Annotated in this window: 17 protein-coding genes; 13 read left to right on the forward strand and 4 right to left on the reverse strand. The window is 34.8% G+C overall.

The annotated features are described in order from the left end of the window. The first annotated feature begins 70 nt into the window (after positions 1 to 70). Positions 71 to 724, forward strand: a complete 654-nt coding sequence (gene fsa, locus BN38_RS01955) for a fructose-6-phosphate aldolase (protein WP_044565234.1) — start codon at positions 71 to 73, stop codon at positions 722 to 724. A 31-nt stretch (positions 725 to 755) separates the two neighbouring features. On the opposite strand, the gene BN38_RS01960 is transcribed toward fsa, so the two are convergent. Further along, positions 756 to 1403 (reverse strand): YczE/YyaS/YitT family protein, encoded by a 648-nt coding sequence (locus BN38_RS01960; RefSeq protein ID WP_044565235.1) that lies wholly within the window; start codon positions 1401 to 1403, stop codon positions 756 to 758. 125 nt (positions 1404 to 1528) lie between these two features. Here BN38_RS01960 and tkt point away from each other — a divergent pair, with 125 nt between their 5' ends. Further along, on the forward strand, positions 1529 to 3517 hold the full coding sequence (tkt, locus tag BN38_RS01965; protein ID WP_044565236.1) for a transketolase: 1989 nt from the start codon (positions 1529 to 1531) through the stop codon (positions 3515 to 3517). A gap of 98 nt (positions 3518 to 3615) precedes the next feature. Here tkt and BN38_RS01970 read toward each other — a convergent pair whose 3' ends face one another. After that, positions 3616 to 4470: a LysR family transcriptional regulator gene (locus BN38_RS01970; protein WP_044565237.1), complete on the reverse strand. Its 855-nt coding sequence runs from the start codon at positions 4468 to 4470 to the stop codon at positions 3616 to 3618. 163 nt (positions 4471 to 4633) lie between these two features. Here BN38_RS01970 and BN38_RS01975 point away from each other — a divergent pair, with 163 nt between their 5' ends. The 8 genes from BN38_RS01975 (at position 4634) to BN38_RS11295 (ending at position 9690) form a co-directional block, all read left to right on the forward strand. Then, a complete protein-coding gene (locus tag BN38_RS01975) occupies positions 4634 to 5845 on the forward strand; it encodes a sodium/glutamate symporter (protein ID WP_044565238.1) in 1212 nt (403 codons plus the stop codon). A gap of 9 nt (positions 5846 to 5854) precedes the next feature. Then, positions 5855 to 6790: a phosphoglycerate dehydrogenase gene (locus tag BN38_RS01980; protein ID WP_044565239.1), complete on the forward strand. Its 936-nt coding sequence runs from the start codon at positions 5855 to 5857 to the stop codon at positions 6788 to 6790. A gap of 12 nt (positions 6791 to 6802) precedes the next feature. Further along, positions 6803 to 7483 (forward strand): RraA family protein, encoded by a 681-nt coding sequence (locus BN38_RS01985; RefSeq protein WP_044565240.1) that lies wholly within the window; start codon positions 6803 to 6805, stop codon positions 7481 to 7483. A 180-nt stretch (positions 7484 to 7663) separates the two neighbouring features. Beyond that, on the forward strand, positions 7664 to 8224 hold the full coding sequence (locus BN38_RS01990) for a chromate transporter (RefSeq protein ID WP_044565241.1): 561 nt from the start codon (positions 7664 to 7666) through the stop codon (positions 8222 to 8224). Beyond that, positions 8214 to 8771 (forward strand): chromate transporter, encoded by a 558-nt coding sequence (locus tag BN38_RS01995; RefSeq protein WP_044565243.1) that lies wholly within the window; start codon positions 8214 to 8216, stop codon positions 8769 to 8771. Before BN38_RS01990 ends, BN38_RS01995 begins: the two co-directional genes overlap by 11 nt. A 12-nt stretch (positions 8772 to 8783) precedes the next feature. Beyond that, positions 8784 to 9005, forward strand: a complete 222-nt coding sequence (locus BN38_RS11285) for a hypothetical protein (RefSeq protein ID WP_230197707.1) — start codon at positions 8784 to 8786, stop codon at positions 9003 to 9005. A gap of 55 nt (positions 9006 to 9060) precedes the next feature. Beyond that, a complete protein-coding gene (locus BN38_RS11290; RefSeq protein ID WP_230197713.1) occupies positions 9061 to 9273 on the forward strand; it encodes a hypothetical protein in 213 nt (70 codons plus the stop codon). A 198-nt stretch (positions 9274 to 9471) separates the two neighbouring features. Continuing rightward, positions 9472 to 9690 carry an EamA family transporter gene (locus BN38_RS11295; RefSeq protein WP_456059067.1) on the forward strand — a complete coding sequence of 73 codons (219 nt, stop codon included), beginning with the start codon at positions 9472 to 9474 and terminating at the stop codon, positions 9688 to 9690. 912 nt (positions 9691 to 10602) lie between these two features. On the opposite strand, the gene BN38_RS02005 is transcribed toward BN38_RS11295, so the two are convergent. Next, complete coding sequence (locus tag BN38_RS02005) at positions 10603 to 11823, reverse strand: diphosphate--fructose-6-phosphate 1-phosphotransferase (protein WP_044565244.1); 1221 nt, start codon at positions 11821 to 11823, stop codon at positions 10603 to 10605. Continuing rightward, a complete protein-coding gene (locus tag BN38_RS02010; protein WP_044565246.1) occupies positions 11823 to 12644 on the reverse strand; it encodes a Cof-type HAD-IIB family hydrolase in 822 nt (273 codons plus the stop codon). The genes BN38_RS02005 and BN38_RS02010 overlap by 1 nt, the downstream gene beginning before the upstream one ends. A 256-nt stretch (positions 12645 to 12900) precedes the next feature. Here BN38_RS02010 and BN38_RS02015 point away from each other — a divergent pair, with 256 nt between their 5' ends. The 3 genes from BN38_RS02015 to BN38_RS02025 are packed head-to-tail and all read left to right on the forward strand — an operon-like array spanning position 12901 to position 17133. Beyond that, positions 12901 to 13563, forward strand: a complete 663-nt coding sequence (locus BN38_RS02015; protein WP_044565247.1) for a hypothetical protein — start codon at positions 12901 to 12903, stop codon at positions 13561 to 13563. Position 13564: 1 nt separating this feature from the next. Beyond that, a complete protein-coding gene (locus BN38_RS02020) occupies positions 13565 to 15256 on the forward strand; it encodes a DUF4091 domain-containing protein (RefSeq protein WP_044565248.1) in 1692 nt (563 codons plus the stop codon). Further along, positions 15253 to 17133 (forward strand): BglG family transcription antiterminator, encoded by a 1881-nt coding sequence (locus BN38_RS02025; protein ID WP_044565249.1) that lies wholly within the window; start codon positions 15253 to 15255, stop codon positions 17131 to 17133. The genes BN38_RS02020 and BN38_RS02025 overlap by 4 nt, the downstream gene beginning before the upstream one ends. Position 17134: the final 1 nt, after the last annotated feature.

A 17134-nucleotide genomic window follows, 5' to 3' on the forward strand; every position in this document is an offset into this window, starting at 1 on the left:
AATAAAATATTTTACTTATATATGATTTTATTGTTAAATAGTACAGATAACCATAATTGTAGGAGGCAAAATGAAGTTTTTTTTGGATACTGCAAATGTAGATGAAATCAAAAGAGTTAACGATCTGGGGCTTTGTGATGGGGTTACTACTAATCCTTCTTTGATTAACAAAGAGGGTAGAGATTTTAAGGAAGTTGTTAGCGAGATTTCTCAAATTGTCGATGGACCTGTTTCTGCTGAGGTTACTTGCTATGACTATGAAGGGATGGTTGACCAAGCTCGTGATTTGGCAAAATGGTCTGAGAATATAGTTGTAAAGATTCCTATGACAGAGGACGGTCTTAAGGCTATACACACCCTATCAAAGGAAGGTATTAAGACAAATTGTACATTGATATTTTCCCTTTCCCAAGGAATTATGGCTATGAAGGCTGGAGCAACTTATATTTCTCCATTTATGGGAAGAATCGATGATATGGGAGAAAACGGAGCAGAGCTTGTAGCGTCACTTCGTGATGTAATCGATATATATGGTTACGAATCAGAGATAATCGCAGCAAGCATCAGACGCATCAACCATCTAGAAGAAGCTGCCCTAGCAGGTGCACACATAGCAACTATTCCAGGTTCTTTATTTGAGAAATTGTGGACTCATCCATTGACCACAGCAGGAATTGATGCCTTTGTCAAAGACTGGGAAAAATTTGAAGCTAGAAATAAATAGAAACAAAAGAGGATGAGACTTGCTCTCATCCTTATTCTATATTGGCAGCCTTTACACCAAAGGCTTTTAGGATTGATTTGGTTGTAGTTTTTGTGAAAAATTCTACCAAAGGTCCCATGATTAGTACATTTAGTATGGTTCCGATGCCAAGAGCAGCCTTGCCTATGAATCCAACTATAACACTGATTGTATCTGTGAGTATTCTTGCTTTGCCTAGGCTCATATTTGGTTTTCTTTTATTGATGGTAATAAATAGGGAATCATATGCTGATACACCTATATCTGTGCTGGCATAGAGGGAAACATTCATTGCCATTACCATGGTAGCAAGGATTAGTATGACAATTTTTGATGCGAACGTAGGATTGGTGTACATATTTTCAAAAACATTGGCAGAGTAATCTGCTACAGGTCCTATTAGGATCAAATTGATGAGAGTTCCCCAACCAATCATAGACCTATTTAAGAAAAATATAAAAATGAGTATTAGGCCATTTATAATCGGATAGATTATTCTAAATGGTGTATTGGTCATATTGCATATACCAAGGATAAATGATGTAAATGGGTCAACCCCAAGGGCAAGGATTCGCATAATCCCAATAGTTACGGCAATCATAAATGTGCCAATAATAGATATTATGATTCTTTTGAGCAAATCTTTTGTTTTAGGTGGCATAACAATCTCCTTTTTTGTCAGATGTTATTAGTATATCACAAAAGCTATAGATTTGCTCTTATCAAAAACAAAATATTTATGGTATGATTATATTAGTTACACTTTTAGTTTTTTAAGGAGTTTACATGTTTAATAAAAATGATGATAGAGCGGTAAGTGCTATTCGTGCACTTTCCATTGCACAAATTGAAAAAGCAAGCAGTGGTCACCCTGGTCTTCCTATGGGAGCAGCGCCAATGGCCTATGTTTTATGGAACAAATTTTTGAAAGCCAACCCAAAGAATTCTACATGGTTTGATCGCGATAGATTTGTCTTATCAGCTGGACATGGATCAGCTATGCTTTATTCCATGCTTCACCTTGCAGGATACGATGTAAGCCTAGATGATCTCAAGGATTTTAGGCAACTTAATGCAAAAACAGCTGGCCACCCAGAACGTGGTAACATAGAGGGGGTTGAAGTTACAACAGGTCCTCTTGGCCAAGGTATAGCCCAAGCTGTTGGCCTTGCTATTGCAGAAAAACACATGGCAGCCCTATATAATAAGGAAGATGCCCAAATCATAGATCACTACACCTATGCACTATGTGGAGATGGGGATCTAATGGAAGGTATCTCCTACGAAGCAATGAGTTTGGCAGGACACTTGAATCTATCAAAATTAATACTTCTATATGATTCAAATGATGTTTGCCTAGACGGGGCAACAAGCACATCTTTCTCTGATGATATGAAAAAACGTGCCGAAGCCTTAAATTGGAACTATCTACGTGTAGAAAATGGTAGAGATTTAGAAGAAATCTATAAGGCTATTGCTAGTGCCAAAGCAAATACTAACGGACCAACAATTATTGAAATAAAAACAGTTATTGGCTACGGCTCAGCAAATCAAGGCACAAACAAAGTTCATGGTGCTCCAATTGGCGAAGAAGATTTCATTAAGGCCAAAGAAATTTACGAGTGGGCAGAAGATGACTTTACAGTACCAGAGGAAATCTACCAAACTTTTGCAGATGGCATAGAAAAAACTGGCCAAGAAGCAAACCAAAAATGGGGTGAGCTATTAAAGAAATACCAAGAAAAATATCCAGAAGATTATAAGAATCTAATGGCTGGTATCAACAGAGAATTGCCAGAAAACTTCATTGATGATGTCAAAAAATACACAGCAGACGACAAAGCCCTTGCAAGCCGTGCATCAAATGGTGAAATCATCCAAGATTTGGCGAAAATCACACCAAACTTCTGGGGTGGTTCAGCTGACCTATTCTCATCAAACAAGACAAATATCAAAGACACAGTAGCATTCACAGACCAAAGTCCAGAAGGACGCAACATTTGGTACGGAGTACGTGAATTTGCTATGGCAGCCATAGGAAATGGTATCATTGCTCACGGTGGAACATGGCACCATGTTTCAACATTTTTCGTATTTACAGACTACTTGAAACCAGCAATCAGACTATCAGCATTATCAAAATTGCCACTAACCTATGTCATGACTCACGACTCTGTAGCAGTTGGTGAAGATGGTCCAACCCACCAACCAATCGAACAATTGGCGATGATTAGATCAATACCAAACACCATCACACTAAGACCAGCAGATGGAAACGAAACAAGACTTGCTTGGAAGATAGCCCTTGAATCCAAAGAAAGACCAGTAGTAATGGCTCTAACCCGCCAAAACCTTACAAATCTAAAAGAAACAGAAAACATAGAAAGCATTGAAAAGGGAGCTTATATCATTAACGACTCTTCTGAAGCCCCAGAGCTAGTACTAATAGCAACTGGATCAGAAGTAGACCTTGCCCTAAAAGTAAAAGAAAAACTTGAAAGCGATGGCAAAAACATCAGAGTAGTATCAATGCCATCAATGGAACTATTCAGAGAACAAGATGATGCTTACAAAGAAGAAGTCCTACCAAAAGAAGCTAAGAAAGTATCCATAGAAATGGGATCAACCTTCGGCTGGGCAGAATGGACAGGCACTGACGGCCTAAACATAGGCATAGATAGCTTTGGTATATCAGGCAAAGGCGAAGAAGTAACAGCTGAATTTGGATTTACCCCTGAAAAAGTTGCCGAAAAAATCAATCAAAAATTTTATTAATTTTAAAAAATAGATTTAATCGCTAAGATTTGTAATGATTATTGAAATCTGATAAGCAAAACACCTTCAGAGATACCATATTCTCTGAAGGTGTTTTATTAATCATTATTTTCAAAAAACTTTACAATGCTATCAATAACTAATTTGAAAAAGTCATTATTGTTATAGTTAGAAAGTTTGTAAACTAGATATATTTTATAATTTGGGAATTTATCATCTCTAATATAATCTAATGATAAACCTGTTGGTATACAATCAACAAACGATTTGGGTGCTATCAACCACTCATTTTCTTTTAATGTTAGGAAAGCGGTTATAACAGAGTCAGCATATTTATTATATACATCATTTCTATTAAAATTTTTTAGTATAAAATTGTCTACTTCAAATCCCCGTGGAATATAAATATAGTTCTTTATATCTAAATTTGAATTTGTCTCTCCACTTAATCTATAAATATAAAATGGTATATTTACAATCTCTAAAGTTTCAATACCGGCATATTTAAATTGCTTTAATGATAATCCGACGTCTATTTTATTTTCATACACATTATCATAAATTTCAGCTGAGTGCATTGTCTTGCTTTCAAATAAAATATTGTGAGATTGATTTTGTACATAATTTATATATTTAAATATAATAGATTGCATAATACTATTGGTAGCAGCAATGCTTACCTTAATTTTACTAGAAATAAATTCGTTTTCTTTCATTTTATTTGTTAATTTAATGAATTCGTTTGCTAAAGGTAAGAATGCTTCGCCTCGCTCGGTAAGTTCTATTTTTGTTAAACCTTTATTCCTGAAAAAAAGTTTGTAACCTAAATAATCTTCTAGTTGTTTTAGCCTGGTACTAACTGTTGATTGTGATAAATAGAGTTTTGAGGAAGCGTCTGTTAGATTTCTAGTTTCAGCTATAGCTAAAAAAGTTTCTATCCGTGATTCGTGCATGTTAATCTCCTTACTCTATAGTTTAATATAATTTTTAGATATTATCAAAAAAATAAATAATATATATCAATTTATTTAGTTTTACTTTACCTTAATACTCTGCTAACATATATTTAAGAAATCGTTTTACAAATGATTTAAAAATAGAAGGGAGATATTTTATATGGCGATTGAACTAAGTTTGATTCAGTCTCTAGCTTTAGCAGCGGCAATTTCGCTACTGGGTAGTTTTATTAAGAGACATGTGACGTTGTTCCAAAAATATTTTATTCCAGCTCCGGTTATAGGTGGATTGATTGCAGCAATTATTGTAACTATAGGTCATACAAGCGGATCATACAAAATTGTTTTTGACAAAACATTAAATCCATTATTATTACAAATGTTTTTTACTGCAACTGGATTTACATTCTCAATTAAAAGTTTGAAAAAATCTGGAGTTATAGGTTTAAAATTAGCAGCTATTATTTTAGGAATTGCTTTTATACAAAATATAATTGCTGCGGCAGTTGCACCACTTGTAGGGGTTGATTCTTTACTTGGATTGACAGTAGGATCAATGTCTATGTCAGGAGGTCCTGGTAATGCAGCGGCTTTTGGACCTACAATTGAAGAATTGGGAATTAAGGGTGCTGAAGTAGCGGCTATTGCAGCAGCCACAGCAGGACTTGTTATAGGCTCAATTATAGGTGGGCCAGTCGCAAGAAAGCTTATTACAAAATATAACTTGCATTATGAAGGAACTGCTGAAAATACGGTTAATATAGAAACTGATATTCATGCTGATAAAACAATACATAAAGACAATAAACTATTAGCTAAAAATTTACTGGATTCAGTAATATTCATACTCATATCAATAGGATTAGGTGGCTTTGTGGTTCAATTCTTAAATAATATTACAGGTTTTAAATGGCCAGACTATGTTGGTGGGTTATTTGTAGCCGCTATTATTACAAATGTTTTAGAAGCTAAAGGAACTAGAATAGAAAACAAGATAATAGAAGATGTCGGTAATACTGCACTTAACATATTCTTAACTTTAACAGTGATGTCTACAGAAATATGGTTATTATTAGATTTGGCATTGCCTCTATTAGCTCTACTGCTAGTTCAAACTATATTTGTAATTTTAATTGCTTATTCTGTAGTATTTAAAATTCTTGGTAAGAACTATGATGCATCAGTAATGTCTGCTGGTATGTGCGGTGTTGCAATAGGATCTACACCAAATGCTGTAGCTAACATGGATTCTGTAATTGTTGATAATGGTCCTGCACCAATTCCAATGGCGATTTTACCACCAGTAGTGTCCATTGCTCTAAGTGTAGTAAATCCAGTTTTTATTACCATGGCTATTCATGTACTTTCTTAGGAGGCAAATTTGAAGACGATAATATTTGATCCAATATCAGATGAAGCATTAGATTATGCTTATAAACACTTGGATGAAGTTATTAAATGGGATGATGTAAAAGACGAAGATTTATTAGATTGCGATTCTTGTATAATTAGAGTTTTTAAACTTGATAAAGGTATGATTGACAAAATGCCTAATCTAAAAATAATTGCTAAACATGGAGTAGGTACAGATAGTATTGACTTAGATTATGCAAAAATCAAAGGCATAAGAGTAACTAATACTCCAGCTGCTAATTCTAACTCAGTTGCAGAATTAATTGTTGGATTAACTATGGCTGTTTCTAGAAAAATAGTTGGTAGTCATAAAACGGTTATTAATGGTGTTGATAGGATTGCTCCACCAGAACTTACTGGTTTTGAGTTGACAGGCAAAACTTTTGGGACAATTGGTCTTGGAAATATTGGGAGTATAGCATCAAAAATATTTATAAATGGGTTTGCAATGAAAGTATTGGTTTATGATCCTTATATAAGCGAGAGCCGATGCGATGAATTAGGATTAACCAAGGTAGAAAAACTCGAAGATTTACTAAAAGAATCTGATATTATAAATATATCAGTACCATTAACTGATTCTACAGAGAATATGATTTCCAAAAATGAGTTTGATTTAATGAAGAAAACCGCAATATTAATAAATACTGCCAGAGGCAAGATTGTCAATGAAAGTGACTTATATAATGCCCTAAAGGAAAAGTCAATATTTGGAGCGTCTATGGATGCTTTTGAAGTAGAGCCAATTAATAAAAATAATCCTTTATTAGAATGTAGCAACTTTATAGCTACCCCACATAATGGTGCGAATACAGTAGATTCTTTGATTAGAATGGGTACTGGAGCAATTGACGAAATAATAAGAACAAAAAATGGAGAAGAAAATCTCCACATAGTAATTTAAAAGGAGTAATAAATGAAAACAGGTAACGTTATTAATTTAAAATTTGATAGACCAGAACAACGATTAGTTGATTTATTTAAAGATCTTCCAGTAGCAAATATAGATGATGCACTCGGTAGAATGTCAGCTGTAAATCAAGAAATAAGACCAATGAATGATGTAAAGCTTTTAGGAACAGCATTTACTGTAAAAGTGGCACAAGGCGATAACTTATATTTTCATAAAGCATTGGATTTAGCTCAGCCAGGAGATGTTATTGTTATAGATTCTATGGGAAGCAAGGATCGTGCTATATTTGGAGAATTAATGGCTGGATATTGTAGACTAAGAGGAATAAAAGGAATTATAACTGACGGACCTATCAGAGACTATGATGATATATCTACATACGATGATATGGCAGTTTATGCCAATGGAGTAGTACCTAACGGTCCATATAAAAATGGTCCTGGTGAAATAGGAACTGTAATATCATTTGGTGGTCAAGTGGTTAGACCTGGAGATATAATTGTTGGTGATAAGGACGGCATTGTTGTTATAAAGCCAGAAGAAGCAGAAGAATTAGCTAATAAAGTTGAAGAAATTCATAAAAAAGAATCAAGTATCATAGAGACCATGAATAAAGAGGGAACATACATCAGACCATGGGTTGATGAAACTTTAAATAAGCTTGGAGCAGAAATAATTAAATAGAAAGAAATAAGATCTCTGGGGTAGGAACCAGAGGTCTTATTTTTTCCGTTTAAGTTAGAAAAAAGATGATATTAATAATAGAAAAATGTTTGATAATCATATCTAGATCATACTATAATATTATATCTACTAAGTTTTATGGTATCATATTTGTGTAGGATTTAGTAGAAATGAGGAGTTATGAAAGAAAAAAATAAATTATGGGAATTATTTAAATCCACCCTCTATCTTTCAGCTTTCACTTTTGGTGGAGGTTATGTTATTTTATCTCTTATGAAAGAGACGTTTGTAGAAAAACTGGGTTGGATTTCCAAAGATGAGATGTTAGATATGACTGCTATTGCCCAATCTGCGCCTGGGGCTGTTGCTGTAAATGCGGCAGTAGTCGTGGGATATGAGACCTTGGGACTTGCTGGTATGATTGTGGCAATCCTTGGTACTATTATTCCTCCCCTTATAATAATAAGTTTGTTTTCACTGGCCTACCAGGCTTTTATTACTAATAAATATATAGCGCTTTTCCTTAAGGGCATGCAGGCAGGGGTTGGAGCCTTGATTATCAAGGTTGTAATCGATATGGGTCGTGACCTTCTAAAGGAGAAGTCTCCCCTTGTTATAGGAATTATGCTAACTAGTTTTATCTTGGGATATTTCTTTGATGTAAATGTCATTTATATCATAGGAAGCCTTATAGTAATTGGGGTAATTTATACTCTAGCTAGGAGGAATCATGCTTCTTAAATTATTTATAAGCTTTTTAAAGATTGGTCTCTTCTCTTTTGGTGGTGGATATGCAGCCTTGCCTGTAATCCAAGAAGAAGTGGTTGAGTTAAACCAATGGTTAAGCCTTGGTGAATTCAACGATTTGATCACAATTAGTCAGATGACGCCAGGACCTATTGCTATAAATTCTGCAACCTTTGTAGGAACGAGAATTGCAGGATTTCCAGGAGCCTTGGCTGCGACTTTTGGTTGTGTATTGCCCTCTGCTATAATTGGAGGGACTATATCCTATTTTTACAAGAAATATAAAAACATCGATGTGATGTCAAATATTCTATACTTTTTGAGACCTGCCATCGTTTCTATGATTCTAATAGCAGGTGTGCAAATACTTAAGACGGCATTTTTTGGTGAAGAGCTTGTAGCATTTGCAAATATGGATTACTTGATGCTGGGAATTTTCATCCTTGCTTTTGCCCTTATGCTAAAGACAAAGATAGATCCCATCAAGCTAATGCTAGCTAGTGGTGGATTATATCTTTTGGTATCGGTATTAATTTTTTAGAAATGGAAGAAAATGTTAAAAAATAAGAAAATCGCGATAACAGCAACTCTCATAGCCATGCTTTTGTGGGGGTCGGCTATTCCTACAATAAAGACAACCTACTTTGAACTTGGAGTTGGTAGAGCAGATACTGGAGCTCAAATCTTCATTGCAGGAATTAGATTTTTCCTGGCTGGAGTATTGGGCTTTGTTTATTTGAAGGCTTTTAATAAAGAAAAAATAGATAAGCTATAAGTATATTTTAACTCTTTCCTTAACCCAGACCTTTGTACAATACCTCATATATTATATTGCCCTATCCAACACAGCTGGGGTCAAGGCGGCAATAATCCAATCAACTAACGCCTTTATGGTGGTTTTGATTTCTTTGGTGATTTTGCCCAGTGAAAAAGTTCACCCCAAAACTATTTTTGCCATAGTTCTTGGTACTTTAGGGATAATAGTTGTAAATGGTGGAATAAGAGGGATGAGTACAAATTTAATCCTATGGGTGAGGGACTAATCCTCTTATCGACATTTTTCAATGCCCTTTCTTCGGTTTATGTCAGGAAAAATGGTAAGAATCAAAATGAGTTCTTGGTTACAGCATCTCAATTTATAATTGGATCAATACCCCTAATTATCATAGGTAAAATTCTCTATCCTCAAGGCTTGGACTTTACCCCCCAGAGCAGCTTTCTTATTAGTATACGGAGCCTTTATTTCGGCAACGGCATATGTGATTTGGAATACAGTCCTTAAATATCACTCTGCTAATGAAATGGGTATGTACAAGCTATTTATCCCAATATTTGGATCGGTACTTTCAGTAATAATTCTTGGCGAATCTTTTACAAAGAATTTATTTTTTGGCTTGGTATTAGTAATTTTAGGATTTTTGGTTTTGAATGTAGATATTAGAAAATATAGGAATAATTAAAAAAAGATGTTTCTTTAGTATTAGAAGTGAATAAATATCTTTTATTCTTTTATAGTATTAGGATGTACCGTTGCACCTCGAGGGATAGGAATTAGGGGTAGCGATTGCCAGTCCGGCCGATCTCGGACAGACCCCTTTTTCCTACGGAAACTCGCTTTTAAAAAGCTAATTCGTGCATCCGCACTTAGTTTCCGGGTTAAACAACCGAAATCAACGGTTGTTTAACTCCCCCGATCCCCCAAAATCTTTTACACCCCACCGCCACTGCGTGGGGCAATGGTTAGTAGAAGTTTGCTTCGCAAATTCTTTTGTTTTGACTGTTAATATAATATTTACTGCACCACTAAGCCTACAAGTATAAAATCCATAGGCTTAGCGGTGGGGAAATTGCTTTGTTTTCAAATCGTAGAATTTCGTTAAGAAATCGCACTGTTTGAGCGTAGCGAGTTTGCGATTTTAGAAATTCAAGATTTAGGAAACACCAATTTTTGTAGTTTATAAGATGGTTTCACTCAATCAAATCACTAGAATTTGCATAGCAAATTCTTGCAAGTTTCAGCACCACGCAGTTGCCGTTTCGAGGGGGTAGCGGAAATGGGGATTTAAGGGGGAGGTAAAAGTCCATTAATTTTGGGCTTTTACCCCGAAAACATAGTGCGGGAGCACGAGAGAGCTTCGAAGAAGCGAGTTTTCGTAACCGGTTGGGGGAGAGTCCTCAACCAGCCGGACGGGCTTATTAACTCCCCTGGGTTTTCCCCCTTAGTACAACGGTACAGACCTAAATTATAGATAAAATATAAGACATTTATTATTTTAAAATAAGAAGAATATTATTTAAAGTGACCTCCAAAAGTTAGACCAAAAAAATAACCAAAGGAGGTCATTTCTTAGAAAGTTCTGCAACATTTTTTATTATAGTATAAAATCATCGAGCCTTACAAAAACTGGCAATCCGTTTTTGTATTTTTGATTTACTTCGCCTTCAATTAATGGCAAGGCGTAGTTCACTATTTTTTCCTGAAGGGTATTTTTATCCTTAATCCATTCTTCTGGAATCTTCTTTTCTAGATTTGCTATTTTTTCTGGCCTAACTTCTGTATATGTGACCTTGTATTGGTCAGCGTCTTCCCTTATTAGTATTGGAATGAGATTTGTTTTGTCTTTTGATAGCTTTGCTGCCTTGTATCCAAGCTCGTAGGCTTCTTTGGCATCGGTTTTACTTATTGTGGTATTTGTCCTTTGAAGAATGGATAATTCTACTGCACGAGATTTGATTTGAAGGTCACTTCTTATGATATCGGCGAGTCTTTGGCCAACACCTGCTACTATTTTGTGGTTAAAACCATCATCGGTATTTGAAAACATAGGCTTATCGAGAAGTCTTTCCCTATCCCTGAAGCCTTCTGCAAGAGCAACTATGAGGTTATTTTCACTTTTTAGAGCTTTTTTGATTTCTTCTATTATTTCATCTAAAGACTTATTATCTTCAGGAAGATACAATAGGTTGACAACATCTTTTCCTGCTTGGTGGTTGGAAAGCAGAGATGAAGCTGCAAGCCAACCAGCATTTCTTCCCATAATCTCCACAAAGGTTACGGACTTAAGATTGTAAATATCCACATCAGTCCTTAAGGTTAAGATACTTTGGTTAATGAACTTTGCAGCAGATCCAAATCCAGGAGAATGGTCCATCTGACATAGGTCGTTGTCTATAGTCTTTGGGCAACCAATCACATTTATGCCAGAAATATTGTTACAGTCCATGTATGAATTTAGCTTCATAACTGTATCCATAGAGTCGTTGCCGCCTATGTAAACAAGGCTTGTGATTTCAAGTTCTTCTAGGGTTTGAAATATTTGTTTGTAATTCTCATCTTCCATATCATCTGAAAGCTTGAACCTACAAGACCCAAGGATTGATGAAGGGCGGGCCATGAGTTTCTCGCTTATTTTATTTCTTATAAAACTATCCTTATCAACTTCCCTGTAATTTCCAGATATAATACCTTCTATACCATTTAAGGAAAGGTAGATGTGGTCAAAGCCGTTTTCAATATAGGCAGAAATGGCTCCAGCAAGGGACGAATTTATAACGCTTGTTGGTCCACCGGATTGGGCTATTATGGCATTCATTAATTTTCCTCTTTCTTTAAGACAAATTTTTCTAAGTAATCAGCTATTCCATCTTCATCATTGGATAAGGTCACATAATCAGCTGCTTCAAGCATAGATTTTGAACCATTTGCCATGACAACTCCAGTTCCTGCAGCTTCAATCATGGACAAATCATTGTCCTCATCACCGAAGGCTATGACATCTTCCATAGCAATGTCGTAGTATTTGGCTATTTCCTTTAGACTCTCGCCCTTACTGACACCCTTTGGCATAACTTCATAATAGTATGGAGTTGACTTTACCAGGGTGAATTTGTCAGAAAATTTATCATGGATTTTATTTAGTGGCTCAGATATTTTGTCAGGATGGCAGGCAAATAAAACATTATTTGGCGTAAAGTCTACATTATAGCTAAGGTCTGGATCATAGATTAATTCCATATCGTTCTTGCTTTGAGTGTCTTCCAAGCGGTAGGTATCCATAGAATTGGTGTAACATTTCCCATCATAGTATATGGTGTAATTCATATCATCAAGGTCTTCAGAAAATTCTAAAAGCTCTTTCATATCATCTAGGTCCAAAGTATGATTTATGATAATTTCCATACTTTCATAATTTGTGATTCTAGCGCCATTGTAGTTTGAAAGCAAACCGTCGTATTCATCTAATTTAAGCATTTTTGCATATTGAAAAACACCCTTTGGGTCTCTGCCGGAAGCAATAACTACTATATTTCCTTCTTTTAGAGCATCTTCCAGAGCTTTTTTAGTTCTATCTGTAATCTCTCCTTGGCTATTTAGAAGCGTTCCGTCAATGTCAAGTGCAATAATTTTTGCCATAATCCCTCCTTTTATCTTTCAATAGATAATATACAAAATATTAGTAGATTTTCAAATATCTATAAAATTGTAAAATTTTGGTAAAATTTTGGTAAAAATTATAAAGTGGAAACGTTATACCCGCCTTATAAACTTAGCAAGTAGAAAATAGTAGGTGGAACTTTTTATTCTTATATATTATAATCAAATTTAGAAAAATACCTAAAATTTGCAAACTAAGAACTAAAGATACTGTATTTTGAAAGGTGGTCTTATAGTGCTTGCTCAAAGATTTAAAAGACGAGTTAAAGTCAGTGTATTTATTGAAAGATTATATTATTTTATGGCAATATCAATCATGCACCTTATAAGCCTTGTTATTGGTTTGTTTTTCTTAAGCCATATAGGGTCTTTGGAAACTTCCTACCAAGTGATTGATAAGATGTACCAAGCTACATACAGGGAAAAAGTAAGAATTTTCAAAACTTACCTTTCTAATTTCAAAGTTAATTTTAAAAGGACCTATCTCCGCTCTATAGGCACGACTGCCCTTATTTTTATTGGCTTTGTCGATCTTATATATTTTTATATGATTGACACTCCTATTCATACTGGTGCTTTTTACATCGGTATTATTTTATATTTTATTTATATTCACACACTAATACTGTCTTCATTTTTGGATACCAAGTATGATTTGTCCAAAAAAGAACTTATTAAAAATTCCGTTTCAATAATTATTGTAAATATTGTAGACTTCCTATTAATGACTATAGTCATAGGCATTATTGGATATGCCCTATACAAATTTGCATTTATCCTTATTTTGATATTATTTCCGGGCATAGTCTTGGAATTTACCTACTATTATTACAAAAACATTTTAGCTAAGAGATCTATTACAAATATGATTTTTAACGTAGAAAGAAGGTCAGAATAATATGACTAACTATATAGAAAATGACAATTTACTATTTTTTGAAGGAAACTTTGGCAAGCATTATTTGAAAAGAGACTTCTACAAGTACAGACATAAAGAATTTGACTTTGAAGATAGGAAAAAATTCCTTTATAAAAACGACTACTACATGGGCCAATATGTAGTATTAAACAAGTCAGATAAGTCTATTGCTATTGAAATTGAAGTAAGTGATTTGATTTGTGGATCAAATATTATAAAAAAAGAAAATATAGAGATTAGATTTACCAAGGACACCCTATGTTCTGTAGGTGTTGGCTATGAATGGGGAGTTTTGCCAGATTTCCCAAAGGAAAATATCCCGGATATTTTGGACTACACTAATAAAACAGACCTTGAAGAAAATAATTTGCGTGGATTTTATATATTTATAAAATCAGATGCAAGTCCAGGAATATATAAGGGCGAAATAAGTATTAAAGGAAGGGACCTAAGTCTTCCAATAGAAGTTGAAGTAATAGACCTAGAAGCGGATAAAAATGACTTTAGCATCAATCTCTGGCAGTATCCTTTTACAGTAGCTAGATACTATGGCATTTCCGATGAGGAACTTTTTAAAGATAAACATCTAGATATACTAAGAGAACACCTAAGAGTTTATAAGTCCATTGGTGGCAACTCCATTACTACGACCATTGTAGATGACCCTTGGTACCAGCAGACCTATGACAAATATCCATCCATGGTAAGAGAAATCACCAAAGACGGGGAAGTTACTTATGACTTTTCCTACTTTGATACTTACGTAGACTTGGCCCTTCGTGAAGGAATAGATGAACAGATTATGGCCTTTTCCTTGGCTGATTGGTATGAAAATGACAGAAAGGACGAGGGCTTGGTTTTAGGGCTTAAGCCAGGAAGTAAAGAATGGGAAGAATATTGGGATTCTTTCTTGGATATTTTTATAAATCATTTGGATTCCAAGGGATACTTTGACATCGCCTATATAGCAGTAGACGAGAGAAGCCCAGACATATTAGAAGCTGTGCTAAAAGTTTTATCCAAACATAAAAATAAGGACGGCAAGACTCTAAAAATCGCCAGTCAATTGGGATATAAGAAAGGATACGTAGATATATACGATAGGCTGGATGACATATCCTTTGGTTTTGTAGATATCAACGATGAAAATAAGGCTTATATAGACAAACGTGGGGACAAACTTACGACAATCTATACTTGCACAGGCATGTATCCAAATTCATTTGCCAGATCTATGCCAATAGAAAGTGATTGGATCATTCTTTATGCAAATTCTATAAATGCAAATGGATATTTGAGATGGGCCCTCGATGCTTGGGTCAAAGAACCTCTAGAAGATACCAGCCATTGGTGGTGGGAAGCAGGAGATACATCTTTGATCTATCCAGCAGATAAGAATTCGACTAAGAAACAGCCACGCACATCGCCAAGATTTGAACATCTAAGATATGCAAGGTCCATGGTAGGCAAGATCAATTACCTAGTAGAAAACTTGAATGAAGATTATAAAAATGAATTTATTTCAAAAGTCAAAGCTATGAACCCAAAGGCCTATATCACTACTTCTATGGGGACAAAAGAAGCTGACGAAAAGGTCAGAGATGACCTATATGATGAAGTCATAAATATTTACAATACTATTTATGAATATAGCAAGAAATTAGAACAATGATTGAAACTAGACAAAAAGAAATATTTGATTACTTGAGTGCTGATGACTCCTATCATACATCTGAAGAAATAGGATCGGCCCTAGAGATTTCTCCTAGTACAGTCAAAAAAGAAATAGCCTATCTCAACAGTTTGATTAAAGAAAATGGTGCAAAAATCAAGTCGACCAAGGGCAAGGGCTACAAATTTAAAGTTGTAGATGAGAAATCATTCACAGAGTTTTTGAAAAATGATTGGCGAAGATACGCCTACTATCATTCAATCAATAGCTCGGTAGATTTTAGGATAGAAAATATCATCAAGCTATTTCTCTTCTCGGATACTTACATCAGGCAACAGGATATAGCAGAGAAATTTCACCTAAGCCTATCTCAAGTAAACAAAGATATAAAGAAAACAAAAAAGATACTAGAAAAATACAACTTGTCTCTAGCAAGCAAACCCCACTATGGTATGAAGATCATCGGAGATGAGAAAGATATAAGAATTGCCATAAAAAATGAAATGGGTGAAGAATCATATATCTTTGATATAGACAAGGATAGGAAGATTTTAAATACTATAGAAGAAGTGGTAGAAGAGCTAAACTTCAACCCAGTATTTAATATGCCCTATGTCGAGGTCAAAAACCTCATCATCCACATATACATTGCTATTCTTAGGATTAATCAGGGCATTACTATAAATCTTCCCATTACCCTAGAAAACAAAGTGATCCTCTACGATGAATTTGAATTTGCCAAAAAGATTGTAGAAGAGCTAAATCAAAGACTAGATATAATGATTCCTCAAGATGAAATCCACTACATCGCCATGCACCTTATAAGCAAAAATAGGATTGGTGATATAGAAAAGATTTCCCTTGAGATAACAGAGCTTACCGAAGAGATGCTAGAAGAAATATATAGGGTCAGCAAATATGACTTTAGAGGAGATATTGACCTATATCTATCCCTAAGCCAGCACTTGGCGGCCTTGCTTGAGCGTATGAAATATGGTTTCGAGATGAAAAACCCTATACTTGATGATATCAAATCTCGTGGCCTTGCCTACCATCTGGCAACTATTGGCATAAGTGTCATAAATAACAAATACAATACCATAATCAAAGAAGATGAGATTGGCTATATTGCCCTCCATCTTTTAGCATCAATGGAAGATAAATCATCTCCAAAGAAGAACATTTTGATAGTTTGTGGATCTGGCAACGCCAGTGCAAGACTTCTTAGAGCTCAGATTGAAGATAAGTTTAAGGGAGCCTACAACAAGTTAGATACCTTGGATATTACAAGATTAAAGAATGATTCTATAGAAGGCTATGACATCATAATTTCTTCAGTTGACCTTAATATCGAAACAGAAATACCAATTGTCTATGTTGATATACTTTTAAAACAAAGAGATTATATGAACATCAACAAGGCCTTTGACCAGGAGGAATTAGCAGAAATTTACAGTATTTTTGAAAACTCTATACACATCCGCACAGATCAGATAGATGATTTTGAAAGTGCCATGGATTTCTTGGCCAAAACTATAAGCCAAAAGATAGGAGCCAGTCCATCTTATATCAAAGATCAATTGATAAAAAGAGAAGAACTCAACTCGACTGGCATAGGGAAAATTGCCATACCCCATATGATGGAACAAGCTGATAGCCATACTTTTTCTGTACTTATTATAAGCGATAAGCCAATTAAGTGGAAAAATGGGGAGAAAATTCAAATAATGTATTCCTTGATAGTTGGCAATAGTGAAGAAGACTTGAAATTATACTATAAAAAATTGGGGAGGTTTTTGGGAGAAGAAAAGTTAGTTGAAGAAGCTATAAAAAGTAAAAATATGCTGGAATTTTGCGAAATATTTATGAAAGGATAAT

It is taken from the genome of Anaerococcus provencensis, assembly GCF_000312365.2.
Classification (GTDB): Bacteria; Bacillota; Clostridia; order Tissierellales; family Peptoniphilaceae; genus Anaerococcus; species Anaerococcus provencensis.